Origin of the sequence: Pseudomonas sp. DC3200b2, assembly GCF_049895785.1 — a bacterium.
GTDB classification, from domain to species: domain Bacteria; phylum Pseudomonadota; class Gammaproteobacteria; order Pseudomonadales; family Pseudomonadaceae; genus Aquipseudomonas; species Aquipseudomonas massiliensis.
Genome location: NZ_JAFCTA010000001.1, coordinates 519,344 through 542,680, shown reverse-complemented (window position 1 = coordinate 542,680; position 23,337 = coordinate 519,344). Strand labels below are relative to the sequence as shown.

The 23,337-nt window shown below is 63.3% G+C and carries 21 protein-coding genes and 1 pseudogene; 5 read left to right on the top strand and 17 right to left on the bottom strand.

The annotated features are described in order from the left end of the window. Window positions 1–211 precede the first annotated feature (211 nt). The 3 genes from guaA to ACP691_RS02625 form a co-directional block, all read right to left on the bottom strand. Window positions 212–1,789, bottom strand: coding sequence for a glutamine-hydrolyzing GMP synthase (guaA, locus tag ACP691_RS02635; RefSeq protein WP_426149938.1), 1,578 nt, complete (start codon window positions 1,787–1,789; stop codon window positions 212–214). 153 nt (window positions 1,790–1,942) lie between these two features. Then, window positions 1,943–3,412, bottom strand: a complete 1,470-nt coding sequence (gene guaB / locus ACP691_RS02630) for an IMP dehydrogenase (RefSeq protein WP_426149937.1) — start codon at window positions 3,410–3,412, stop codon at window positions 1,943–1,945. A 78-nt stretch (window positions 3,413–3,490) separates the two neighbouring features. Continuing rightward, window positions 3,491–4,039 carry a sugar ABC transporter ATPase gene (locus ACP691_RS02625; protein ID WP_426149936.1) on the bottom strand — a complete coding sequence of 183 codons (549 nt, stop codon included), beginning with the start codon at window positions 4,037–4,039 and terminating at the stop codon, window positions 3,491–3,493. Between the two features lie 85 nt (window positions 4,040–4,124). On the opposite strand from ACP691_RS02625, the gene xseA reads away from it, so the two are divergent. From xseA to leuA, 5 genes and pseudogenes are all read left to right on the top strand, one after another. Continuing rightward, window positions 4,125–5,504 (top strand): exodeoxyribonuclease VII large subunit, encoded by a 1,380-nt coding sequence (xseA, locus tag ACP691_RS02620; RefSeq protein ID WP_426149935.1) that lies wholly within the window; start codon window positions 4,125–4,127, stop codon window positions 5,502–5,504. Between the two features lie 113 nt (window positions 5,505–5,617). Continuing rightward, window positions 5,618–5,905: pseudogene (locus tag ACP691_RS02615) on the top strand (RHS repeat-associated core domain-containing protein); the annotation flags it as partial. Window positions 5,906–5,944: 39 nt separating this feature from the next. Further along, window positions 5,945–6,496: a hypothetical protein gene (locus ACP691_RS02610; protein ID WP_426150238.1), complete on the top strand. Its 552-nt coding sequence runs from the start codon at window positions 5,945–5,947 to the stop codon at window positions 6,494–6,496. A 67-nt stretch (window positions 6,497–6,563) separates the two neighbouring features. Further along, on the top strand, window positions 6,564–7,388 hold the full coding sequence (locus ACP691_RS02605; protein ID WP_426150206.1) for a peptidoglycan DD-metalloendopeptidase family protein: 825 nt from the start codon (window positions 6,564–6,566) through the stop codon (window positions 7,386–7,388). Between the two features lie 332 nt (window positions 7,389–7,720). After that, window positions 7,721–9,391 (top strand): 2-isopropylmalate synthase, encoded by a 1,671-nt coding sequence (leuA, locus tag ACP691_RS02600; protein WP_426149934.1) that lies wholly within the window; start codon window positions 7,721–7,723, stop codon window positions 9,389–9,391. A gap of 130 nt (window positions 9,392–9,521) precedes the next feature. On the opposite strand, the gene ACP691_RS02595 is transcribed toward leuA, so the two are convergent. From ACP691_RS02595 to hscA, 14 genes are all read right to left on the bottom strand, one after another. Next, window positions 9,522–10,313, bottom strand: coding sequence for an amidohydrolase (locus ACP691_RS02595; RefSeq protein WP_426149933.1), 792 nt, complete (start codon window positions 10,311–10,313; stop codon window positions 9,522–9,524). Then, the gene (locus ACP691_RS02590) at window positions 10,301–11,449 is read right to left on the bottom strand and encodes a pyridoxal phosphate-dependent aminotransferase (protein WP_426149932.1); all 1,149 of its coding nucleotides are present in this window, start codon (window positions 11,447–11,449) and stop codon (window positions 10,301–10,303) included. The genes ACP691_RS02595 and ACP691_RS02590 overlap by 13 nt, the downstream gene beginning before the upstream one ends. Window positions 11,450–11,525: 76 nt before the next feature. Further along, the gene (der, locus tag ACP691_RS02585; protein WP_426149931.1) at window positions 11,526–12,989 is read right to left on the bottom strand and encodes a ribosome biogenesis GTPase Der; all 1,464 of its coding nucleotides are present in this window, start codon (window positions 12,987–12,989) and stop codon (window positions 11,526–11,528) included. A 115-nt stretch (window positions 12,990–13,104) separates the two neighbouring features. Continuing rightward, a complete protein-coding gene (gene bamB / locus ACP691_RS02580) occupies window positions 13,105–14,256 on the bottom strand; it encodes an outer membrane protein assembly factor BamB (RefSeq protein ID WP_426149930.1) in 1,152 nt (383 codons plus the stop codon). Beyond that, on the bottom strand, window positions 14,249–14,890 hold the full coding sequence (locus ACP691_RS02575) for a YfgM family protein (protein WP_426149929.1): 642 nt from the start codon (window positions 14,888–14,890) through the stop codon (window positions 14,249–14,251). The genes bamB and ACP691_RS02575 overlap by 8 nt, the downstream gene beginning before the upstream one ends. A gap of 48 nt (window positions 14,891–14,938) precedes the next feature. After that, on the bottom strand, window positions 14,939–16,225 hold the full coding sequence (gene hisS / locus ACP691_RS02570; RefSeq protein ID WP_426149928.1) for a histidine--tRNA ligase: 1,287 nt from the start codon (window positions 16,223–16,225) through the stop codon (window positions 14,939–14,941). Between the two features lie 56 nt (window positions 16,226–16,281). Continuing rightward, window positions 16,282–17,391 (bottom strand): flavodoxin-dependent (E)-4-hydroxy-3-methylbut-2-enyl-diphosphate synthase, encoded by a 1,110-nt coding sequence (ispG, locus tag ACP691_RS02565; protein WP_426150205.1) that lies wholly within the window; start codon window positions 17,389–17,391, stop codon window positions 16,282–16,284. Between the two features lie 5 nt (window positions 17,392–17,396). Next, on the bottom strand, window positions 17,397–18,425 hold the full coding sequence (locus tag ACP691_RS02560) for a RodZ domain-containing protein (protein WP_426149927.1): 1,029 nt from the start codon (window positions 18,423–18,425) through the stop codon (window positions 17,397–17,399). Beyond that, entirely contained in the window at window positions 18,425–19,183 is a 759-nt protein-coding gene (gene pilW, locus ACP691_RS02555; RefSeq protein WP_426149926.1) for a type IV pilus biogenesis/stability protein PilW, read from the bottom strand. Before pilW ends, ACP691_RS02560 begins: the two co-directional genes overlap by 1 nt. 23 nt (window positions 19,184–19,206) lie before the next feature. Further along, on the bottom strand, window positions 19,207–20,355 hold the full coding sequence (gene rlmN / locus ACP691_RS02550) for a 23S rRNA (adenine(2503)-C(2))-methyltransferase RlmN (RefSeq protein ID WP_426149925.1): 1,149 nt from the start codon (window positions 20,353–20,355) through the stop codon (window positions 19,207–19,209). A 28-nt stretch (window positions 20,356–20,383) separates the two neighbouring features. Then, the gene (ndk, locus tag ACP691_RS02545) at window positions 20,384–20,809 is read right to left on the bottom strand and encodes a nucleoside-diphosphate kinase (RefSeq protein ID WP_040261932.1); all 426 of its coding nucleotides are present in this window, start codon (window positions 20,807–20,809) and stop codon (window positions 20,384–20,386) included. Window positions 20,810–20,895: 86 nt separating this feature from the next. Beyond that, entirely contained in the window at window positions 20,896–21,096 is a 201-nt protein-coding gene (iscX, locus tag ACP691_RS02540; protein ID WP_426149924.1) for a Fe-S cluster assembly protein IscX, read from the bottom strand. A 13-nt stretch (window positions 21,097–21,109) separates the two neighbouring features. After that, window positions 21,110–21,451 carry an ISC system 2Fe-2S type ferredoxin gene (gene fdx, locus ACP691_RS02535; RefSeq protein ID WP_040261930.1) on the bottom strand — a complete coding sequence of 114 codons (342 nt, stop codon included), beginning with the start codon at window positions 21,449–21,451 and terminating at the stop codon, window positions 21,110–21,112. Between the two features lie 3 nt (window positions 21,452–21,454). Then, the gene (gene hscA, locus ACP691_RS02530; protein ID WP_426149923.1) at window positions 21,455–23,317 is read right to left on the bottom strand and encodes a Fe-S protein assembly chaperone HscA; all 1,863 of its coding nucleotides are present in this window, start codon (window positions 23,315–23,317) and stop codon (window positions 21,455–21,457) included. Window positions 23,318–23,337: the final 20 nt, after the last annotated feature.

Sequence of the window (23,337 nt, the reverse complement as noted above, 5' to 3'; positions counted from 1 at the left end):
GAACAACCTCGGTGACGATTGGGCTCAGGCCCTAGAGGGCGCATACCATACACGCCCTGAGCGAAAAATGCCCCCACGCGCGCTAGGTCTGAGCAAAGCCTTTCTCGCAATTTCGAGAGAAGGAACGAAACGGCAAGATGCAAAAGCCCGCAATTACGCGGGCTTCAGGGCATTTCCTGCTAGATCGTGCCAGACAGTGCCGAACGTAGGATCATTCCCACTCGATAGTCGCCGGCGGCTTGCTGGACACGTCGTAGGTGACCCGCGAGATGCCTTCGATCTCGTTGATGATGCGGCCGCTGACCTTCTCTAGCAATTCATAGGGCAGGTGCGCCCAGCGCGCGGTCATGAAGTCGATGGTTTCCACCGCGCGAAGGGCCACGACCCAGGCGTAACGGCGGCCGTCGCCGACCACGCCCACGGATTTGACCGGCTGGAACACAACGAAGGCCTGGCTGACCTTGTGGTACCAATCGGCTTTGCGCAGTTCCTCGATGAAGATGTGGTCCGCCTGGCGCAGAAGATCCGCGTATTCCTTCTTCACTTCGCCAAGGATGCGCACGCCCAGGCCAGGGCCCGGGAAGGGATGGCGGTAGACCATGTCGTAGGGCAGGCCCAGTTCCAGGCCAAGGCGGCGAACCTCATCCTTGAACAACTCGCGCAGCGGCTCGACCAGCTTGAGGTTCATTTCCTCCGGCAGGCCGCCTACGTTGTGGTGGGACTTGATCACATGGGCCTTGCCGCTCTTGGCGCCGGCCGACTCGATCACATCCGGGTAGATGGTGCCCTGGGCGAGGAACTGGATGTTGTGCAGCTTGCTGGCTTCGGCATCGAAGACGTCGATGAAGGTACGCCCGATGATCTTGCGCTTCTTCTCCGGGTCCGCCTCGCCGGCGAGGTTTTCCAGGAACTGCGCCTCGGCATTGGCGCGGATCACCTTCACACCCATGTTCTCGGCGAACATGGCCATCACCTGCTCGCCTTCATGCAGGCGCAGCAGGCCGTTGTCCACGAATACGCAGGTGAGTTGGTCGCCAATGGCCTTGTGCAAAAGCGCGGCCACGACGGAGGAATCCACGCCACCGGACAGGCCCAGCAGCACGTTGGCGTCGCCTACCTGGGCACGGACCTGCTCGATGGCGTCATCGGCGATGCGCGACGGCGTCCACAGGGCTTCGCAACCGCAGATATCCAGCACGAAACGGGACAGGATGCGCCCGCCCTGCTTGGTGTGGGTCACTTCAGGGTGGAATTGCACGCCATAGTAACCGCGGCTGTCATCGGCCATGCCGGCGATGGGGCAGCTCGGGGTACTGGCCAGCACGTGGAAGCTGGAAGGAATCTCGGTAACCTTGTCACCATGGCTCATCCACACATCCAGGCCCAGCACGCCATCGGCGTCAATGTGGTCCTCGATGCCGTCGAGCAGGCGGCTCTTGCCGACCACGTCAACCCGCGCATAGCCGAACTCACGCAGGCTGGAGCCTTCCACCCGCCCGCCCAACTGCTCGGCCATGGTCTGCATGCCGTAGCAGATGCCCAGCAGCGGCACGTTCAGGTCGAATACGGCCTGGGGCGCGCGGGGGCTGTTGGCCTCGTGCACGGACTCCGGGCCGCCTGCCAGGATGATGCCCTGCGGGGCAAAGGCGCGAATCGCCTCGTCATCCATGTCGAAGGGGTGCAGCTCGCAGTAGACACCGATCTCGCGCACGCGGCGGGCGATCAGTTGGGTGTACTGGGAACCGAAGTCGAGAATCAGGATGCGGTGGGCGTGAATATCGAGGGCCATGAGGGAACTCTTGAAAGGCAGCTGCAAGCCGCGAGCTGCAAGTTGTTATGAGCAACGCAGCCGCGACGTTATCGACAACGCGGCGGCTGCGTCTCGCTTCAGGCTTGCCGCTTGAAGCTTATAGCTTGAATCCGTCGGCTTCGGCCGACCCCGTCAGCCGACCCGGTAGTTGGGCGCTTCCTTGGTGATCTGTACATCGTGCACATGGGACTCGGCCATGCCGGCGCCGGTAATGCGCACGAACTCGGGCTTGGTCCGCATTTCCTCGATGTTGGCGCTACCGGTGTAGCCCATGGAGGAACGCAGGCCGCCCATCAGCTGGTGAATGATCGCCGAAAGCACGCCCTTGTAGGGCACGCGGCCTTCGATCCCTTCCGGTACCAGTTTCTCGGCGCCAGCGGAGGAGTCCTGGAAGTAACGATCGGAAGACCCCTGGGCCTGAGCCATGGCGCCGAGCGAGCCCATGCCGCGGTAGGCCTTGTAGGAGCGACCCTGGAAGAGCTCGATCTCGCCTGGCGCTTCCTCGGTACCGGCGAACATCGAACCCATCATCACGCAATAGGCACCCGCGACTATGGCCTTGGAGAGGTCGCCGGAGAAGCGGATGCCACCGTCGGCGATCAACGGAACGTCAGTGTCTTTCAGCGCCTCGGCCACGTTGGCCACGGCGCTGATCTGTGGCACGCCCACACCGGCGACGATGCGGGTGGTGCAGATGGAGCCCGGGCCGATACCGACCTTCACGCCATCGGCACCCGCTTCCACCAGGGCACGGGCAGCGGCGCCAGTGGCGATGTTGCCACCGATCACCTGCACCTGGGGGAAGTTCTCCTTCACCCAGCGCACACGGTCGATCACCCCCTTGGAGTGGCCATGGGCGGTGTCCACCACCACCACATCGACGCCGGCGGCCACCAGGGCGGCAACGCGCTCGCCGGTATCCTTGCCGGTGCCGACGGCGGCGCCGACCCGCAGGCGGCCCTGGTCATCCTTGCTCGCCAGCGGGTAGGCCTTGGCCTTCTCGATGTCCTTGACGGTCATCATGCCCTTGAGCTGGAAGTGGTCGTCAACGATCAGGACCTTTTCCAGGCGGTGCTTGTGCAGCAACTGCCGGACTTCTTCCTTGGTGGCGCCTTCGCGGACGGTCACCAGGCGATCACGGGGGGTCATGACCTCGCGCACCGGGATGTCCAGGCGGGTTTCGAAACGCACGTCGCGGGAAGTGACGATGCCCACCAGGTCGCCATCATGCAGCACCGGCACTCCGGAAATATTGTGCTGGCGGGTAAGGTCGAACAGGTCGCGCACGGAAGCGCCAGCCTCGATGGTGATCGGGTCCTTCACCACGCCAGCCTCGAACTTCTTGACCTTGCGGACTTCCGCGGCCTGCTGCTCGATGGTCATGTTCTTGTGAATGATGCCGATGCCACCTTCCTGTGCCATGGCGATGGCCAGGCGGGCTTCGGTGACGGTATCCATGGCGGCGGATACCAGGGGGATGTTCAACTCGATGCCCCGGGTCAAACGGGTCTTGAGGCTGACTTCGTTGGGCAGGACCTCTGAATAACCAGGGACCAAAAGAATGTCATCGAAAGTCAGGGCTTCTTGGCTGATACGCAGCATCGCGGGGGCTCCCGGGCGGGAAAAATGGAAGCGCGCCATTATACCGGGAGATCGTTCGCGGCTCAATGCGCCCTTGCTCTACAGCTGCACGTCCACCCGACGGACCGGCCAATCCAGGCGCTCGGCGAAATCGGCCAGGAAGCCATCGGTGAATTGCGCCTCGCTCCAGCCATCGAAGATGAAGCCCAGGTCGGAGAACCCGCAGGGCTGCGGGAACAGGAAGCCGTTGATATCGTCTTCGAAACCACAAAGCGGGCAGGTGAAGTTGTTCGTGTGGCCGGGGTACCACTCATCCAGGCCTTCGAACAACGGTTCACCCACTTCCCGGCGGCAATGGGGGCAGCCGGCTTCTTCTAGGAAGCCCTTCTGTGGCGTATAGATGCAGCGCCTGGTTACGATGCGCAGGCCGTTGAATTTCTCCCCGAAAGGCAGGCGCTCGGGGTGGCGCACCACTCGCCGCGCGCCCTCGGCGATGGCGTAGCCCATGCCGTTGCCGCCGCGGCAACAGGTGGTCAACTGGCCATCCACTACGTTCTTGTGCACCAGCCAGCGCAACATCAGGCTGGCGGCGCCTTCGTTGCCGGGCACGGTGGACAGTTGCGGGACCAGGATGCTTTGCGAAGCCATGAGCGAATCGTTCTACCTCGTGTAAGAATGCAACATTCTACCACCAGCCGCGACAGGGGCTGGGGGTTAGCCTTATGATCGACCCATGAATAACGACCCCTTTGCCAGGCTCGGCCTGGATCGCCAGGTACTTACCGTCTCCCAGCTCAACGGGCGCGCCCGGGTGCTGCTCGAGGACGTTTTCAGCAGTGTCTGGGTGGAAGGCGAAATTTCCAACCTGGCGCGCCCCGCCTCCGGACACATGTACTTCACGCTCAAGGACGCCGGCGCCCAGGTGCGCTGCGCGCTGTTCCGGCAGAATGCGGCCCGGGTGCGCCAGGCGCTGCGCGATGGCCTGGCGGTCAAGGTGCGCGGCAAGGTGTCGCTGTTCGAAGGTCGCGGCGATTACCAGCTTATCCTGGACATGGTCGAGCCCGCCGGTGACGGCGCGTTGCGCCTGGCCTTCGAGGCGCTGAAGGAAAAGCTGAGCGCCGAAGGGCTGTTCAGCGCCGAGCGCAAGCAAAGCCTGCCGGCGCATCCTCGCCGCATCGGTATAGTCACCTCCCCTGGTGGCGCGGTGATACGGGACATCATCAGCGTATTCCGCCGCCGCGCGCCGCAGGTGCAGCTCACGGTGATTCCCACCGCGGTGCAGGGCCGCGAGGCCATCAGCCAGATCGTCCGAGCCCTGGGCCTGGCCGACCGTCACGGCTTCGATGCCATCATCCTTGCCCGTGGCGGCGGTTCGCTGGAAGACCTCTGGTGCTTCAATGAGGAAGCCGTGGCCCGCGCCATCGACGCCTGCGTTACGCCAGTGGTCAGCGCGGTGGGCCATGAAACCGATGTATCCATCAGTGACTTCGTTGCCGACGTACGCGCCCCGACGCCCACGGCGGCAGCTGAACTCCTGGCGCCAGACAGCAATGACCTGCAGCGCCAGCTGGCCGGGCTGCAGCGGCGTCTGCTGTTGCGCATGCAGCAACGCCTGGCCCATGACCGGCTGCGCCTGGATGGCCTGGCCCGCCGCCTGCGGCACCCCGGCGAGCGGCTGCGCCAGCAGGCACAGCGCCTCGATGACCTGGACATGCGCCTGCGCCGGGCCTTCGATACAGCCCTCCACCACCGTCGGCAGCGCCTCGTCCATCTGGACGCGCGCCTGGCCGCGCAGCACCCCGGGCGCACCCTGGCTGTGCTGCGCGAGCGCCTGAGCATGCTCGAACAGCGCCTGCCGAAGGTGATGCTTGAGCAGCTCAAGGCGCGTCGTTTGCAATTGCAGGCGCAGGCGCAAACCCTGCATATCGTCAGCCCGCTGGCCACGCTTGGGCGTGGCTACAGCATTCTGCTGGACGAGCGTGGTCAGGCGATCCGCCGCGCCGAGCAGGCGTCGCCAGGGCGCAAGCTCACCGCCCGCCTGGGCGATGGCGAACTCAGCGTACGGGTGGAAGACAACCACCTTACCCCGGTCACACTTTCGCTACTGGATTGATAAGCGTCCCAACGCTGCGACCGACCCTGATACATGGCTCTCTGAATATCAGGGTTACAGCGAGCCGGCAGCGCAGTAGATTGAAAGTCCTGTTGAAGCTCCGGTGTGACGTCATGCTATTGATAACTGATCCGCTCGATACGGTAATGGCTACCCTGACCCCATCCACCGGCAGGCGCCGTGGTTGCTCATGGACGCCATGGGGATATCAATCCACACAGCACGCCATCCAAGGCCTTCATGGCCAACGTTATGAACCCGGGCGCTACCTTCTGGGCAATGGGCACCGCGCATACCTTCCTACGGTCCTACGCTTCGCATCTCCAGACAAATGGAGCCCGTTCGGACGAGGAGGACTAAACGCTTATGCCTTTTGCACAGCGGATCCGGTCAATGTAGTCGATCCAAGCGGGCGATTCCCGCTAGTCATGAAAGCGGCAATGAAATTCGCTTCCAGAAAAGCTCGCTCGCCCTCACTGGACCGCATCGTCGAAGCGGGCCGTACCATTGCCTCGCATCTTGATCCTCACAGCGTCATAGCCTTGAGCGAGACCTCTTCAATGTGGAAGTACGCTGTAGGGAGAGAAGCAGCCGCAGCAAAACGGGCTATTTTATTGAGTCGCGCCGAGGAATACGCCAAGCACTCGGCCGAATATGTGTCCGCATACGTTTATGGTCGGCTTCAATACGGCACAGCCCCGCTTGAAGATATTCTCGGGGGTTTTCCATATCCGCTGCACAGAATGCCTGTGTCCACTAAGAGGTTCCTCGATGACATCGATGTCAGATTGCGCTTCTCGAGTGTCGGCCCTGAGCACTATCGCTGGCACATAGTGCATGACAACTTGAGCAAGGAGTTTCCAATACCACGATCGCCTATCGCAGTGGCAGGATATATAGTCCTGGCAGAGGGCAGCCATGAAGCAATGGTCCGAAGCATTCGCGCCAAGGTATCGAACCCTGACTTTTGGCTGGAGAGGCTGCCGAGATGAGTTCATGCTCCTAGCCGGTTCCAGGCCAGACAGATTGATCGGACAGACCTCGATGATCCCTTTGAACATGCTTCGACTGCTCGCCGCCCTGCTCGCCCTATCCGCCCTGCCCGCCTGGGCCGACAGCTACCTCAGCCGGCAACTGAATCGGCCCGTGCCGGGAGGCGTGGCGGTACTGGACCTGGGCCAAGCGGCGGAGGCGCCGCGAGCCTTCCTCGGCAACAAACCCGTTCTGGTGGTAAAGGAACAGGACACCTGGCGTGCCGTGGTAGGCATCTCACTGAAAACGCCACCAGGGCCGCAAACCCTGCAAGTGCGACAAGCGGACGGCCAACGCACCGTTGCTTTCACGGTAGGTAACAAGGCCTACCCGGAACAGCGCATCACGCTGAAGAACAAGCGCCAGGTCAATCCCGAACCCCAGGATCTGGCCCGCATCGACAAAGAGCTGGCCGAACAGAACCGCGCCTACGCCAGCTTCAGCCCAGGCACGCCCAGCAACCTGCTGCTGGACAAGCCGGTCAACGGCCCGCTGTCGAGCCGCTTCGGCGTACGTCGCTTTTTCAATGGCGAAGAGCGTAACCCCCATGCCGGCCTGGATTTTGCCGTACCCGCCGGAACCCCCATCAAGACCCCTGCCGCCGGCAAGGTGATCCTGGTGGGCGACTACTTCTTCAACGGCAAGACCGTATTCGTGGATCACGGTCAAGGCTTCATCAGCATGTTCTGCCATATGTCCAGGGTGGACGTGAAGCCAGGCCAGGCCCTGGCGCGTGGCGCTGTGGTCGGCCGCGTGGGGAGTACGGGCCGCGCCACCGGGCCGCACATGCATTGGAACGTCAGCTTGAACGATGCAAGGGTGGACCCGGCCATTTTCATCGGCAACGAGTGAGCCCTCCCCCAGGGTTATGGGAAGGAAGACCGGCAGTAGGAAAAAAACCGAGCAATCAATGGCAAAAAAGAGCGCCTTGGGCGCTTCCATCTGCTTGAAACCGTCCTGAAGCGAGAATTCCTGCCATTTTTTCCGCCCAGCTTGCGATCTTTCCCTGCAATGTTTAGGGTTGACCTCATGAAAGACGCACAGACCCTCATCATAGCCCGCCAACATCGAAGCCTTTGCCTCGTCAGCGAGCGACTGCCTGGCTGAAACCTCACTCCGGCCATGCTTTCTACACCTCATGCATTCAGGCAGGCTCCAGCTCGAGCCGACCAAGGACAATCATCATGACCATGCTCAAAGACCCTTCGCAGAAATACCGTGCTTTTCCGACCATCGACCTGCCTGATCGCACCTGGCCGTCCAAAGCGATCACGGAGGCACCCGTCTGGTGCAGTTCCGACTTGCGTGACGGTAACCAGTCGCTGATCGAACCGATGGACGCGGAGAAGAAGCTGCGGTTCTGGAAAACGTTGGTGAAAGTGGGTGTAAAGGAGATCGAAGCGGCCTTCCCTTCCGCATCGCAAACGGACTTCGACTTCATCCGTACCCTGATCGAGGGCGGCCATGTGCCCGAGGACACCACCATCCAGGTGCTGACTCAGGCCCGGGAAGACCTGATCGCCCGCACCTTCGAATCCCTGCGCGGCGCCAAGAAGGCCATCGTCCATCTCTACAACGCCACTTCACCCTCATTCCGCCGGATCGTCTTCAACCAAGACAAGCAAGGCGTGAAGGAGATCGCGGTCAGCGCGGCCAAGCTGTTCGTCAAATACGCCGCGCAACAGCCTGAAACCCAATGGACCTTCCAGTACTCGCCGGAAACCTTCAGCGCGACCGAGCTGGAGTTCGCCAAGGAAGTCTGCGATGCGGTGATCGAGGTCTGGAACCCGACCCCCGACCACAAGATCATCCTCAACCTGCCGGCCACCGTGGAAGTGTCGACGCCAAACGTATACGCCGACCAGATCGAGTGGTTCTGCCGCCATATCGACCGTCGTGACAGCGTGCTGATCAGCCTGCACACCCACAATGACCGTGGCACCGGCGTGGCGGCCACCGAACTGGGCTTGATGGCGGGGGCGGACCGGGTCGAGGGCTGCCTCTTCGGTAACGGCGAACGTACCGGTAACGTAGACCTGGTGACCCTGGCACTGAACCTCTACACCCAGGGTATCGACCCCGGGCTGGACTTCTCGGACATCGACGGCGTACGCAAGGTAGTAGAGGAATGCAACCAACTGCCTGTGCACCCGCGTCACCCCTATGTGGGCGACCTGGTTCATACGGCATTCTCCGGCTCCCACCAGGATGCCATCCGCAAGGGCTTCGCCCAGCAGAAGGAGGACACCCTGTGGGAAGTGCCCTACCTGCCCATCGACCCGGCGGACATCGGTCGCAGCTATGAAGCGGTCATTCGCGTGAACAGCCAGTCCGGCAAGGGTGGCATCACCTACCTGCTGGAGCAGGAATATGGCATCAGCCTGCCGCGCCGCATGCAGATCGAATTCAGCCAGGTGGTGCAGGGTGAAACCGACCGCCTCGGCCTGGAGATGACCGCCGAGCAGATCTACAAACTGCTGCAGAAGGAGTACCTGCAGGCCAACCTGCCCTACGCCCTGGTCAGCCACCGCTTGGCGGAGGAAAACGGCAATAGCCAGGTAGACGTGGAAATCAGCAGCGATGGTGAAACGCTGCACTGGAAGGGCAAGGGCAACGGCGCCCTGGAAGCCTTGGTCAGCGCTCTGCCGATCAATGTGGAAATCATGGACTACAACGAGCACGCCATCAGCGCGGGCACCAATGCCAAGGCAGCGGCCTACATCGAGCTGCGCGTGGCGGGCGAGCGCCCCGTGCATGGCATCGGCATCGATGAAAACATCACCACCGCCAGCTTCAAGGCACTGTTCAGCGCCCTGAACCGCTCCCTGAGCCAGCGTACGGCCCAGGCGGCCTGAATCGGCGGTAGCCTCCGCAAAGCCTGCGGGCAGCGGGTGGGGTTCGCGAAAGGCGGTCCATCGCATTTCGGGGGCTCCGCCCGCTACATGGCGCCCACTTCCTACCGTCTGGGTGACCTCCCGCAGGCGCTTACAACAGCTCGAACCGATCAGCATCCAGGTGCGCGGGGAACCGCTTGCGGTAGGCGGCCAGCTCGGCGCTGCTCAGGGTGGCATTGAATACTCCCTCCCCCTCGCCGGCGTTCAGCAAGCTCTCGCCCTGGAAATCCAGCACCTGGCTGTCACCGGTATAGGGATAGCCCTTGCCATCCGTGCCTACCCGGTTCACTGCCGCCACGTAGCATAGGTTCTCGATGGCTCGGGCCGGCAGCAGACGATTCCAGTGGTGGCGACGCGCGCCCGGCCAGTTGGCGGTATAGAGCAACAGGTCGGTATTCTCCGGGTCCCGGCTCCACACCGGGAAACGCAGGTCATAGCAGATCAGCGGGCGGACTCGCCAACCCTTCACTTCCAGCCGAACCTGACGTTCCCCCGCGGTGTAATGTTCATGTTCGCCGGCCATGCGGAACAGGTGACGCTTGTCGTAGTGCAATAGAGCGCCATCCGGGCGCACCCACAGCAAGCGATTGCGGTAGCTACCATCGGCGGCCTGGATGATCACGCTCCCGGTAACCACCGCATCCAGGCGAGCGGCCTGCTCCCGTAGCCAGGCGCTGGTCGGCCCCTGTTCCGGCTCGGCCAGGCTGGCCGAATCCATGGAGAAGCCGGTGGTGAACATTTCTGGAAGCACGACCAGGTCAGCCCCTTGCGCCTTTTCCAGGAGTGAAGCGAAGCGAGCCAGATTGGCGTCCCGGTCATGCCAGGCCAGGTCACTCTGGATCAGCGCCAGCTTGAGATCCGGCAAATCGTTCAGATCGCGCATAGTTTCTCCGCAGCGGCCCGCAAGGTGTCCTCTCGTTTGGCGAAGCACAAGCGCACGAGCCGTTGGCCTTCAACAGGGGTTTGGTAAAACACGGAAATCGGGATGGCGGCCACTCCATGCTCGCGGGTCAGCCACAGGCACATATCCACATCGTTGAGGTCTGGTCGGATCGCGGAATAGTCCACTATCTGGAAGTAAGTACCGGGAGTGCGCGTGAAGGTGAAACGCGAGCGGTCCAGCAGATCGCAGAACAGATCCCGCTTGGCCTGATAGAAGCCTGGCAGCTCAGCGACATGTTCCGGGTGCTGCGCCATGTACTCGGCCAGCCCCCACTGCAGGGGCGTCACCCCGCAGAAGTTCACATACTGGTGGATCTTGCGAAGCTCGGCGCTCAAGGCTGGTGGCGCCACCACATACCCGGTTTTCCACCCGGTGACATGGTAGGTCTTGCCAAAGGAGCTGACCACGAAGGCCCGTTCGTACAGAGCGGGATGCGCAAGCACGCTGGCGTGACGCGCGCCATCGTACACCAGATGTTCATAGACCTCATCGCTGACCAGATACAGGCCGCGCGCCTGAACCAGTTCCGCCAGGCGGTCGAGGTCCTGTCGGCTGATCAAGGCACCGCTGGGGTTGTGCGGGCTGTTGAGCATGATCAGGCGGGTACGGGGGCTCAGCGCCGTCTCCAGACGCGTCCAGTCGATAGCGAAGGTGTCCGGGCTGAGTTGAACGTGCACACAGCGCCCACCAGCCAATTCCACCGAAGGCTCGTAGCTGTCGTATACCGGGTCGAATACGATCACTTCATCGCCAGGGCGTACCACGGCCTGGATCGCGCAGAAGATGGCCTCGGTGGCACCCGGCGTAATGGTCACCTCGGTATCCGGGTTCACCTGGATGCCATGACAGCCGGCAATCTTGACCGCTACCTGCTCGCGCAATGCCGGCAGGCCAGTCATTGGCGAGTACTGGTTATGCCCTTCCATTACATGCCGCGCCACGGCCTCTCGCAACGCCAGCGGGCCGTCGAAGTCAGGGAAGCCCTGGCTCAGGTTGAGCGCGCCGGTCTGAGCGGCGAGCTGCGACATGGTGGTAAAGATGGTGGTGCCGACGTTCGGCAACTTGCTGACGATCATCCGGGTCTCCCGCAGGCCTGCGCCCGTACACCGGGCGAAGCCGCAGGATAGCCGATCAGGGCGCGGCGGACACCCGTTAGCGCTTGTCCTTGCGCTTCTTCTCCGCTTTCTTGTGGTGGGACATCAAGCGGCGCTTCTTGTTGACCTGGCGGTCGGTCAAGGTGTTCTTCTTGCCTTCGTAGGGGTTTTCCCCACCTTTGTATTCGATGCGAATGGGTGTACCCACCAGCTTGAGCACGCGGCGATAGGTATTCTCCAGGTAGCGGCTGTAGGAGCGCGGCACTTTCTCCACCTGATTGCCGTGGATCACGATGATGGGCGGGTTGGCTCCGCCCAGGTGGGCATAGCGCAGCTTGATCCTCCGCCCGTTGACCATGGGCGGCTGGTGGTCGCTGATCGCATCTTCAAGGATCTGGGTCAGGCGACTGGTGGGCCAGCGGGTGATCGCTGATTTGAAGGCGGCCTGCACCGAACCATACAGATGGCCAACCCCGGTGCCGTGCAAGGCCGAGATGAAGTGAATGTCAGCGAAGTCGACGAAGAACAGCCGACGCTGCAATTCGGTTTTCACGTATTCCCGCTCGCTGGGCTCCATGCCGTCCCACTTGTTCAGCGCGATGACGATGGCGCGGCCCGTTTCCAATGCGAAGCCCAGCAGGTTCAGGTCATGGTCCACCACGCCTTCACGGGCGTCCATCACGAAGATCACCACGTTGGCGTCCTTGATGGCCTGGAGCGTCTTGACCACGGAGAATTTCTCGACTTCCTCGTGAATCTTGCCGCGCTTGCGCACCCCGGCGGTGTCGATCAAGGTGTACTTGTCGCCGTCGCGCTCGAAGGGAATGTAGATACTGTCCCGAGTGGTGCCAGGCTCGTCATAGGCGATTACCCGCTCTTCACCAAGCATGCGGTTCACCAGCGTGGACTTGCCTACGTTCGGCCGGCCAATGATGGCAATCTTCACGCCATCTTTTTCGCTCGGCCCCGGGATGCGAGTCGCCTCCTCGCCTTCGGCAACCTCTTCGCTGAGCGCCTCTTCCTCGGCGTCCCGGGGGTATTCCCCGAGGGCTGCCTCCAGCAAGGCGTTCATGCCACGCCCTTGCGAGGCCGCTACCGGGATGGCGGTGCCCATGCCTAGCGGGGCGAACTCCGCCCGGGCCATCTCGGGATCGATATTGTCGACCTTGTTGGCCACCAGCAGCGAACGCTTGTTCCGCTTGCGCAGGTGCTCGGCGATCATCTGGTCCGCGGCAGTGAACCCGGCGCGGGCGTCGACCATGAACAACACCAGGTCGGCTTCCTCGATGGCCAGCAAGGACTGCTCGGCCATCTTCTCGTCCATGCCGGCTTCGTCTCCGGTGATGCCACCGGTGTCGATCACGATATAGGAGCGGCCCTGCCAGGTTGCTTCACCATACTGGCGGTCACGGGTCAGGCCTGAAAGGTCGCCGACGATAGCGTCGCGGCTCTTGGTCAGGCGGTTGAACATGGTGGATTTACCCACATTGGGGCGGCCCACCAGGGCGATTACGGGAACCATGCGGCTCTCCACTACGGAATTTCAGAAAGGCAAAGGCCGCTGCGGGGCAGCGGCCATGAACGATTGCGGGTTCGCCCCGCGCGCTTGGGGCTGTCAGCCCCAAGCATAGCAAGCATTACTTGAGGGTCAGCGCCTCGAGTTTGCCGCTGTTGGCATAGACATACAGCATGTCGCCCACCACCAGTGGGCGGGCGCGCAGGCCGTCGCCGTCGATCTTGGTACGGCCCACGAAGCGGCCATCCACCTGGCTGAGCAGGTGCAGGTAACCTTCCATGTCGCCCACGGCGATGTAGCTGGAGAACACTTCCGGCGCGGTCAGTTGCCGACGCGCCAAGGCATCGTTACTCCAGAGCGCGGTGGTGGAGCGCTCGTCCACGCCTTCCACCGTACCGGTAGCCTCGGCGATGTAGACGCTACCGAAGCCCTGGGCCACACCGGCATAGCTGGAAGCATCGCGCTGCCAGAGCACGCGGCCGCTGTCCACATCCAGGCCTGCCATGCGGCCCTGGTAGGTGGCAACGTAGAGGGTGCTGCCAGAGAGCAGCAGGCCGCCGTCGATGTCCACCACGCGGTCCAGCTCGGAGCGGCCCTGAGGGATGGCGACCCGGGTTTCCCAGACGGGCGTGCCGTTACGGATGTCCAGGGCGACCACCTTGCCAGTGGACAGGCCCGCCAGGGCCAGTTGCGAAGTGACCAGCGGCGCGCTGGTGCCGCGCAGGGTCAGGACCGCCGGCGTGCTGTCGTAGAGCCAGAGCTGGTTGCCATTGCTGGCATCCAGCCCGACCAGGCGGTCGTCCTGGGTCTGTACCACTACCACGTCACCGTTGTTCGCCGGCGGGGCCAGCACTTCGGCCTTGACGTGGGCGCGCCAGCGTTCCTCGCCATTGGTGGCATCCAACGCGACCACATCGCCACGGAGGGTTCCGAACATCACTAGCCCGCCGCCCACGCCAACGGCGCCGGAGATCGGCATTTCCAGGTCTTTTTCCCATGCCACGTCACCGTTCATACGGTCCATGGCCATGACCACGCCCTGGGTATCGGCGGCGTAGAGGGTATTGTTCTCAACCGCTGGCACCAGCATGTTGTAGGTTTCACCCTGGCCGTCTCCGATGGAGCGGCTCCATACCTTGCCGAGGGTTACCTCTTCCTTGAAGTCTGTGAGCTCCGCCGGGGGGAGCTCCTTGCTGCTGTTGCTGCTACAGCCCACGACCGCCACGGCCAGGGCAAGCAATACCGCCTGTTTCCATCGAATCACGTCACGCATCCCCTTTGGCCAGGTCGTCGAGCTTGAGTTGGAGATCACCCACGGCGGCATCATCGGCCAGGGCGTCCTTGGCCTTGCGATAAGCCTTGGCCGCGTCATCGGCGCGGCCGAGCTTTACCAGCAGGTCACCGCGCAGTTCCTCGCGGCTGGCCAGGTAGGCCTTGTCCGCTTCGCCATCGAGCAGCTTGAGGCCGTCGTCGGTCTTGCCCTGGGCCGCCAGGACCCGCGCCAGGCGTTGCCGGGCCAGCTCGCCGATGGTTGTGCTGGCGGGCTTGGCCAGCACGGCTTGCAGTTGCCCCGCCGCCGCATCCAGGCGGCCGGCATCCACGTTCACCTTGGCCTGGAACAACTGGCCGAACTGGGCATAGGTGGTGCCCCCGAAATTCTTGGCCAGTTCGCCGGCCAGGTAATCCACCTTGGCCTGATCCGGCTTGCCGTTGGGCGTGAGCACCGTTTCCAGCAACTGCTGGTACAGGCTGGACGCCCCCTGGGACTGGCTGCCCTGATACTTCTGCCAGCCCTGCCAGCCAAAGACCACGACCAGCGCCAGCAGGCCACCTGTTACCAGGGGCTTGCCGTTGCGCTGCCACCAATCCTTGAACTGGCCGAGCTGTTCATCATCGCTAACCGACACCCCAATACTCCTGTGTTTTATGAACGTCTTGCCCCCAGGGGCGGTTGATCAGGCCTGCAACGCGCCGGCGAGATGGTCGGCCAGCGCCGCCCAGGCGATTTGCTGCTGTTCGCCCTGGTCGCGCAAAGGCTTGAACCCTATCACTTCACGCGCCAGTTCGTCCTCCCCAAGCACCAGGGCGAAGAGCGCGCCGCTCTTGTCGGCTTTCTTGAACTGGCTCTTGAAGCTGCCGCCGCCGGCGTTGACCTGCAAGCGCAGGGATGGCAAGCCATCACGCAGCTGCTCGGAGAGCGTAAGGGCAGCCAGTTCGGCTTCCTCGCCGATGGCGCAGAGGTAGACGTCCACCTGTCGAGCCAGGGACGCCGGAACCTGCCCCAGGGTTTCCAGCAGCAGAATCAGCCGTTCGATGCCCATGGCAAAGCCGACACCCGGGGTAGGCTTGCCGCCCATCTGCTCGACGAGCCCATCGTAGCGACCGCCGGCGCAGACGGTACCCTGGGCGCCGAGCTTGTCGGTGGTCCATTCGAATACCGTCTTGGAGTAGTAGTCCAGGCCCCGGACCAGCTTGGGGTTGATCACGTAGGGAATGCCCGCGGCATCCAGGCGCGCCTTGAGGCCATCGAAGTGCGCCTGGGATTCGTCGTCAAGGTAATCGGCCAGCTTGGGCGCGTCTATCAGCAACGCCTGGGTTTCCGGCACCTTGCTGTCGAGAATGCGCAGCGGGTTGCTCTGCAGGCGGCGCTTGCTGTCCTCGTCCAGTTGTTCCAGGCGAGCCGACAGGAAGGCCACCAGGGCGTCGCGATAGCGGCCCCGGGCCTCGGTGGTGCCCAGGCTGTTGAGTTCCAGGGTGACCGCGTCGCGGATGCCCAGGGTGCCCCACAGGCGCCAGGTCAAGACGATGAGCTCGGCATCGATGTCCGGCCCGGCCAGGTTGAACACTTCCACGCCGATCTGGTGGAACTGGCGATAGCGGCCTTTCTGCGGGCGCTCATGGCGGAACATGGGGCCGATGTACCACAGCTTCTGGGGCTGGCCGTTCCCGGTGATGCCGTGCTCGAGCACCGCGCGCACGCAGGCGGCGGTCCCTTCGGGACGCAGGGTAAGGGAGTCCCCGTTGCGGTCTTCGAAGGTATACATCTCTTTTTCGACGATATCGGTGACTTCACCGATGGACCGCTTGAACAGTTCGGTGAACTCGACGATGGGCATGCGGATCTGGCCATAGCCATAGCCATCGAGCAAACCGGCCACGGTGCCTTCGAAGTAACGCCAGAGTGGTGTTTGCTCGGGCAGGATATCGTTCATGCCACGAATGGCTTGTAGAGCTTTTGTCACGGGGTGTCCTTAACGATTCTGTTGGCATGTGGCCGGGCGAGGCCGGCCTGCGGGGTTCAGCCGCGGGCGATCACCGCCGCGTCGGCTTCGGCCTTTTCCGCCGCCTTCTGCCGGATCAGCCGTTCCAGCTGCTCGGCAAGGTTGTCATTGGTCAGTTTCTGCGAGGGCTTGCCGTCGATGTACACCAGGTTGGGCGTGCCGCCGGTGAGGCCGATATGGGCTTCCTTGGCTTCGCCCGGCCCGTTGACCACGCAGCCGATCACGGCGACGTCCATGGGCACCAGCAAATCCTCGAGCCGGGTTTCCAGTTCGTTCATGGTCTTGACCACATCGAAATTCTGCCGGGAACAGCTGGGGCAGGCGATGAAATTGATGCCACGGGAGCGCAACCGTAGGGACTTGAGGATATCGAAGCCGACCTTCACTTCTTCCACCGGGTCCGCCGCCAGGGAGATTCGGATGGTGTCGCCGATGCCGTCGGCCAGGAGCATGCCCAGGCCCACCGACGACTTCACCGTGCCGGAGCGCAGCCCGCCCGCCTCGGTGATGCCCAGGTGCAGCGGCTGGATGATCTGCCCAGCCAGCTGGCGGTAGGCGGCAACGGCCATGAACACATCCGATGCCTTGACGCTGACCTTGAAATCCTGAAAGTCGAGACGGTCCAGGTGCTCCACATGACGCAACGCCGATTCCACCAGTGCCTCGGGGGTGGGCTCGCCATATTTCTTCTGCAGGTCCTTTTCCAGTGAGCCGGCGTTGACGCCGATACGGATCGGGATGCCCCGGTCACGGGCCGCATCCACTACCGCACGGACGCGATCTTCACGGCCAATGTTGCCTGGGTTGATGCGCAGGCAATCCACGCCCAGCTCCGCCACGCGCAGGGCGATGCGGTAGTCGAAGTGGATATCGGCGACCAGGGGGACCTTCACCTGCTGCTTGATCTTGCCGAAGGCTTCGGCGGCATCCATGTCGGGCACCGAGACTCGGACGATGTCCGCGCCGGCGTTTTCCAGCCGGTTGATCTGCGCAACGGTGGAAAGGACGTCCAGGGTGTCCGTGTTGGTCATGCTCTGCACCGCGATAGGGGCGTCGCCACCTACCGGCACCGAGCCGACCCAGATTTTACGTGATACGCGACGCTTGATCGGAGATTCGCCATGCATGACTGTCATTGTCCCAGTTTCAGGCGAGCGGTTTCGCCCGAGATGAAGGGGGCCACGTTCACGGCTTCACCGTTGTACGTGACCTGGGCACCCCGGGCGTAGCCCAGGCGTACCTGAAGAGGAGGCTTGCCGCTGACATCCAGGCTGTCGCCCTTGCGCTTGAGGGCGCTGGCGAGCACCTTGCCAGTGGCGTCCGTGACCTGGGTCCAGCAGTCGGCGGTGAATTCGATCCGCACCTGGCCGGCGCCGGGCATGGGCGCGCCGGCGGCAGGGGCGCTGGCAACAGGCGCAACGCTGGTCGCGGCTGGTGCTGTCGCCGGAGCCGGAGGTGAAGCGATTACCGGGGAACCCGCAGAGCCATGAGAGGTGCTCAGGGGCGGTGCCGAGGGGGTCGCCACAGGCGCGGCCGGAGCGGTGGCTGGCGCAGGGGGACTGGCCTGGGTCGGCCCATCGGCGGATGGCGCGCTGGCCGTTTCACCGGCCCCGGACGCTGGTACGGCCTGGCTATCGGTTACCGCCTGGTCTTCCGGCTCGTCTATGGGATGGATCTGGGTGGTGCCGTCCGCGCTTTCCACCTCCACATGCTCGATGGCGGTACCGACCTGGTCTCGCCCCCGGGAGGCGTTCTGATCCTGCCACCAGAGGAAGCCGCCACCGATGACCAGTACCAGCAGCAACAGGCTGACGATCCGCAGGATGTTATGGGACAGGCGCACAGGCTCTTCGATGCGGCCAAGGCCGTGGACATCAGAGCCCTTGGCGTTGGTACCGGTGTAATGATCGAAGGCTTCCACCAGGGGCGTCTGGTCCATGCCCAGCAATTTTGCATAGGCGCGAATGTAGCCACGGGCGAAGGTATGGCCGGGCAGGCGCCCGAAATCGCCGGATTCCAGGTTGGCCAGCGAGGTGGTGGTCAGGTTCAGCCGCGCGGCCACTTCCTGCAACGTCCAGCCTCTGCTTTCGCGGGCCTGGCGCAGAGTTTCGCCGGGATTCGTGCGAGCCACTGCTACTGCTTCGGGATGCGCCGCTTTCATCATTGCTCCGACAGGTATTGCTGATATTCCGGCGTACCGGGATAGAGTCGTTTCAGTTGCAGGCCATAGCTGGCGGCCCGGTTCTTGTCGTCGAACAGCTTGGCCAGACGAGTGCCGAGCAACAGGCTGCGGGCATTCTGCTCGCTGAGCTGGCTGAAGCGCTCATAGTAATCGCGCGCCGGTACATATTGCTGCGCCTCGTAGGAGAGTTCGGCCATCTCCAGCAACGCGCGGGGCTGCTGGCGATTCAACCGCAGCGCCTTGTCCAGCAGCTCACGTCCTTCTTCCTTGCGCCCCAGCATCAACGCGGTCATGCCCAGGTTCTCGAACACCCGGGAGCGTTCCGGGTAGAGCGGATCCTGGGCGGCCTGGCGGAATTTCTCGTAGGCGTCCTGATAGCGCTTGCGTTCGTACAGGAATCCGCCGTAGTTGTTCAGGATACGGGAATCTGCCGGCCGGGCCGAGAGCGCCTTGCCAAATGCCTGCTCGGCCAGTTCGGCCTCGCCCTCGGCCTGGAATACCAGCGCCAGCGCCGCGTTGGCTTCGGCACTGGCCGCATCCAGTTCCAGCGCTTTCTTCAAGGGCACCTTGGCGCGCTCCGTTTCGCCCTGCTGAAGGTAGCCCAGCCCGAGCTGGATGTACGCATCCCGTGCCTGTTCACGGCCCTGGCGAGTGTCCATCGGGTTCACCTTGCCGGTGGTGACGCAACCGGCCAGGACCATGGCCAGAAACAGCAGGGGCGCAAGGCGCGGGATCATTGAGTTCCTCTCTCGATAAGCGCTCAGGGGCGGCTGGCGGCTTGCGGCAGCCCTTGGGCGTCGGCTTCCAGCTGACGCACCGCGATATAACGTTCACTGCGGCGGGTACGGTCCATCACCTGGCCCACCAGTTGCCCGCAAGCCGCGTCGATGTCTTCGCCGCGGGTGGTGCGCACCGTCACGTTATAGCCCGCGTGGTGCAGGCTGTCCTGGAAGCGACGGATGGCATTGTTGCTCGGCCGCTCATACCCCGAATGCGGGAACGGGTTGAAGGGGATCAGGTTGATCTTGCAGGGCACGTTGCGCAGCAGCTCGATCATTTCCGCGGCATGTTCCGGGCGGTCGTTGACGTCCTTGAGCAAGGTGTACTCGATGGTGAGCACTCGCTTCTCGCCCAGGGCGGCCATGTAGCGCAGGCAGGAATCCAGCACCACGGCCAGGGGGTATTTCCTGTTGATCGGCACCAGCTCGTTGCGCAGCGCGTCGTTGGGTGCATGCAGCGAAAGGGCCAGGGACACGTCGATGTGCTTGGCCAGCTCGTCGATCATGGGCACCACGCCGGAGGTGGACAGCGTGACCCGGCGCTTGGAGATGCCATAGCCGAAGTCGTCCATCATCAGGTGCATGGCGCTGACGACGTTGTCGAAGTTCAGCAGCGGCTCGCCCATGCCCATCATCACCACATTGGTGATGGCGCGGTCGATGGTATGCGGGACGGTGCCGAAGGATTTGTTCGCGATCCACACCTGGCCGATCACTTCGGCGGCGGTGAGGTTGCTGTTGAAGCCTTGCTTGCCGGTGGAGCAGAAGCTGCAGTCCAGGGCGCAGCCGGCCTGGGAAGACACGCACAATGTGCCGCGCTTGCCCTGGGGAATGTACACGGTCTCGACGCAACTGCCCGAGGCCACGCGCACGACCCACTTGCGGGTGCCGTCGGCGGAGATGTCTTCGCTGACCACTTCGGGGCCGCGGATTTCCGCGCAGGCCTTGAGCTTGGCGCGCAGTGCCTTGCCGAAGTCGGTCATGGCGTCGAAGTCATCGACGCCAAAGTGGTGAATCCATTTCATCGCCTGACCGGCGCGGAAGCGCTTTTCCCCGAGCGAGTCGAAGAATTTCTCCATTTCCTGGCGGGTAAGACCCAACAAGTTGATTTTGTCGGTAGATGTCGTCATGGATTCACCTCTCACTCGCAAGCGTGGCTTAGCGAGTGGTTACCTCGGTAGCCGCGAAGAAGTAAGCGATTTCACGAGCGGCGGCGGCTTCGGAGTCCGAACCGTGGACGGCGTTGGCATCGATGGAATCGGCGAAATCGGCGCGGATGGTGCCAGCGTCGGCTTTCTTCGGATCGGTGGCGCCCATCAGCTCGCGGTTGCGGGCAATGGCGTTCTCGCCTTCGAGCACCTGGACAACGACCGGGCCGGAGGTCATGAAGGCAACCAGGTCACCGAAGAAACCGCGCTCCTTGTGCTCGGCGTAGAAGCCTTCGGCTTCGGCCTTGGACAGCTGCTTCATTTTCGAGGCGACGACGCGCAGGCCGGCGTCTTCGAAGCGAGTGGTGATCTTGCCGATGACGTTCTTGGCGACGGCGTCGGGCTTGATGATGGAGAAGGTACGTTGAACAGCCATGTGACACTCCAGAAGCAGTGAGTTAAGCAAAAATTAAACCCGCGAATTATACGCGGGTTCGGAGGTATTTCCTAACGCGGAACATTTCAATCCGCTTCAGCGATCCAGTGCGCCTGGATCGCCTCGAGCACCTTCTCGCCGGAGCGATTCGGGTCGTCGTCGAAATCCGGCAGTTCCATCACCCACTGGCGCAGCCGGGGAAAGCTGACCGTGCGAGGGTCCACTTCGGGCCGGGCCTCGGCCAGCTGAATGGCGATCTCCTGCACGTCCACCCATTTAAGATTCATGCGGGCCTCCGTCTCAGTGCGGCGCTTCGGCAGCGTGGTTCAGGGAATACTTGGGAATCTCGATGGTAAGGTCTTCGTCGCCGACCTTTATCTGGCAGGCCAGGCGCGACTGTGCTTCCAGCCCCCAGGCCTTGTCGAGCATGTCTTCTTCCAGCTCGTCGGCCTCCTGGAGCGAGCCGAAGCCCTGGCGCACGATGCAATGGCAGGTGGTACAGGCGCATACCCCGCCGCAGGCGCTTTCCATTTCGATGTGGTGCTCGTGTGCCAGCTCCAGGATGTTGGTCCCGGGCGGTACGTCCACCACCAGCCCCTCGGGGCAGAACTTCTCATGCGGCAGGAATTTCACCTGGGGCATCGGTTACTCCTCGATCTCATTCAGGTTGCGCCCGGCCAGTGCGGCTTTGACCGTCGAATCAAGGCGGCGGGCGGCAAAGGCATCGGTCACCTGCGACAGACGGCGAGTCTGCTGCTCGATGGCGGGACCATCGGTGCCGGTCAACAAATCACGCAGTTCTTGCATCTGGAACTCGATCGCTTCCCGTTCCTGGGCTTCGAGCAGACGGTCGCCGTCAGCCTCGAGCGCACCCTGCACCGCCTCGAGCAACCGTTCGGCGTCCACCTGGTGCTCGCGCAGCTGGCGCGCCTGCTTGTCATGCCCGGCGTATTCGAAGGAATCCTTGAGCATGCGGGCGATCTCGCCATCGGTCAGGCCATAGGAAGGCTTGACCTGGATGCTGGCTTCCACACCCGAGGCCAGCTCGCGGGCAGATACGTTCAGCAGGCCGTCGGCGTCCACCTGGAAGGTCACGCGGATCTTGGCCGCGCCGGCCACCATGGGCGGAATACCGCGCAGCTCGAAACGCGACAGGGAGCGGCAATCGCTGACCAGTTCGCGCTCACCTTGCAGGACGTGGATGACCATGGCGGTCTGCCCGTCCTTGTAGGTGGTGAATTCCTGGGCGCGGGCGACCGGGATCGTGGTATTGCGCGGGATGACCTTTTCCATCAGCCCGCCCATGGTTTCCAGGCCCAGGGACAGTGGAATCACGTCCAGCAGCAACAGCGCTTCGCCGTCCCGCTGGTTGCCCGCCAGGGTATCGGCCTGGATCGCGGCGCCGATGGCGACCACCTGGTCCGGGTCGATGTTGGTCAAGGGTTCACGGCCGAACAACTGGCCGACCGCCTCACGCACACGCGGGACCCGCGTGGAGCCCCCGACCATGACCACCGCGCCTATGTCTTCGAGCTCGACGCCGGAATCGCGTACAGCCCGTCGGCAGGCCTTCAGGCTGCGAGCCAGCAGCGGCTCGATGAGGCTGTCGAACCGGGCCCGGGTCAGCTCGCCGGCCCAGCCGCCATAGACGACTGGCACGACCTCCGCCCCGCTGAGCGCCTCTTTCGCGGCGCAGGCCGCCTGGAGCAATTCGCGCTGGGCCGCCGGGGCCAGGTCCGAGGACAGACCGGCCTCGGCGAGCATCCAGCTGGCGATGGCATGGTCGAAATCATCACCACCCAGGGCACTGTCGCCGCCGGTGGCCAGTACTTCGAACACCCCGCGGGAAAGCCGCAGAATGGAAATATCGAAGGTACCGCCACCCAGGTCATAGATGGCTACCAGGCCTTCGGCCTGCTGGTCCAGCCCATAGGCGACGGCCGCGGCGGTAGGTTCGTTGAGCAGGCGCAATACGGTCAGGCCCGCCAGGCGCGCGGCATCCTTGGTGGCCTGGCGCTGGGCGTCATCGAAATAGGCTGGAACGGTGATCACCGCGCCCACCAGATCCCCGCCCAGGGTAGCTTCGGCGCGCTGGCGGAGCACCCGAAGGATTTCCGCCGAGACTTCCACCGGACTCTTGGGCCCTTGCACCGTTTCGATGAACGGCATGTGCGACTCGCCTTCGGCGAAGCGATACGGGAGCTGCTCACCCAGCTGATGGACATCGGCCAGGCCGCGCCCCATCAACCGCTTGACCGATACGATGGTGTTGTACGGATCCACGGCGGCGGCCCGGCGGGCGCCGATGCCCACTTCGACCCGGTCGGCATGGTAACGAACCGCGGACGGCAGGATGACCTGGCCCTCGGCATCCGGCAGCGGCTCGGCGAGCCCGCTGCGCAAGGCGGCGACCAGGGAGTTGGTGGTGCCCAAGTCGATCCCCACCGCCAGCCGACGCTGGTGCGGTTGGGGGCTCAGGCCAGGTTCGGCAATCTGCAGTAGAGCCATGCTTGTCTTATTCAGGCGTG

Coding starts and splice junctions, on each gene's coding strand:
- guaA (WP_426149938.1), bottom strand. CDS start 1,789: ATGGCCCTCGATATTCACGCCCACCGCATCCTGATTCTCGACTTCGGT.
- guaB (WP_426149937.1), bottom strand. CDS start 3,412: ATGCTGCGTATCAGCCAAGAAGCCCTGACTTTCGATGACATTCTTTTG.
- ACP691_RS02625 (WP_426149936.1), bottom strand. CDS start 4,039: ATGGCTTCGCAAAGCATCCTGGTCCCGCAACTGTCCACCGTGCCCGGC.
- xseA (WP_426149935.1), top strand. CDS start 4,125: ATGAATAACGACCCCTTTGCCAGGCTCGGCCTGGATCGCCAGGTACTT.
- ACP691_RS02610 (WP_426150238.1), top strand. CDS start 5,945: ATGAAATTCGCTTCCAGAAAAGCTCGCTCGCCCTCACTGGACCGCATC.
- ACP691_RS02605 (WP_426150206.1), top strand. CDS start 6,564: ATGCTTCGACTGCTCGCCGCCCTGCTCGCCCTATCCGCCCTGCCCGCC.
- leuA (WP_426149934.1), top strand. CDS start 7,721: ATGACCATGCTCAAAGACCCTTCGCAGAAATACCGTGCTTTTCCGACC.
- ACP691_RS02595 (WP_426149933.1), bottom strand. CDS start 10,313: ATGCGCGATCTGAACGATTTGCCGGATCTCAAGCTGGCGCTGATCCAG.
- ACP691_RS02590 (WP_426149932.1), bottom strand. CDS start 11,449: ATGATCGTCAGCAAGTTGCCGAACGTCGGCACCACCATCTTTACCACC.
- der (WP_426149931.1), bottom strand. CDS start 12,989: ATGGTTCCCGTAATCGCCCTGGTGGGCCGCCCCAATGTGGGTAAATCC.
- bamB (WP_426149930.1), bottom strand. CDS start 14,256: ATGCGTGACGTGATTCGATGGAAACAGGCGGTATTGCTTGCCCTGGCC.
- ispG (WP_426150205.1), bottom strand. CDS start 17,391: ATGCATGGCGAATCTCCGATCAAGCGTCGCGTATCACGTAAAATCTGG.
- ACP691_RS02560 (WP_426149927.1), bottom strand. CDS start 18,425: ATGAAAGCGGCGCATCCCGAAGCAGTAGCAGTGGCTCGCACGAATCCC.
- pilW (WP_426149926.1), bottom strand. CDS start 19,183: ATGATCCCGCGCCTTGCGCCCCTGCTGTTTCTGGCCATGGTCCTGGCC.
- rlmN (WP_426149925.1), bottom strand. CDS start 20,355: ATGACGACATCTACCGACAAAATCAACTTGTTGGGTCTTACCCGCCAG.
- ndk (WP_040261932.1), bottom strand. CDS start 20,809: ATGGCTGTTCAACGTACCTTCTCCATCATCAAGCCCGACGCCGTCGCC.
- iscX (WP_426149924.1), bottom strand. CDS start 21,096: ATGAATCTTAAATGGGTGGACGTGCAGGAGATCGCCATTCAGCTGGCC.
- fdx (WP_040261930.1), bottom strand. CDS start 21,451: ATGCCCCAGGTGAAATTCCTGCCGCATGAGAAGTTCTGCCCCGAGGGG.
- hscA (WP_426149923.1), bottom strand. CDS start 23,317: ATGGCTCTACTGCAGATTGCCGAACCTGGCCTGAGCCCCCAACCGCAC.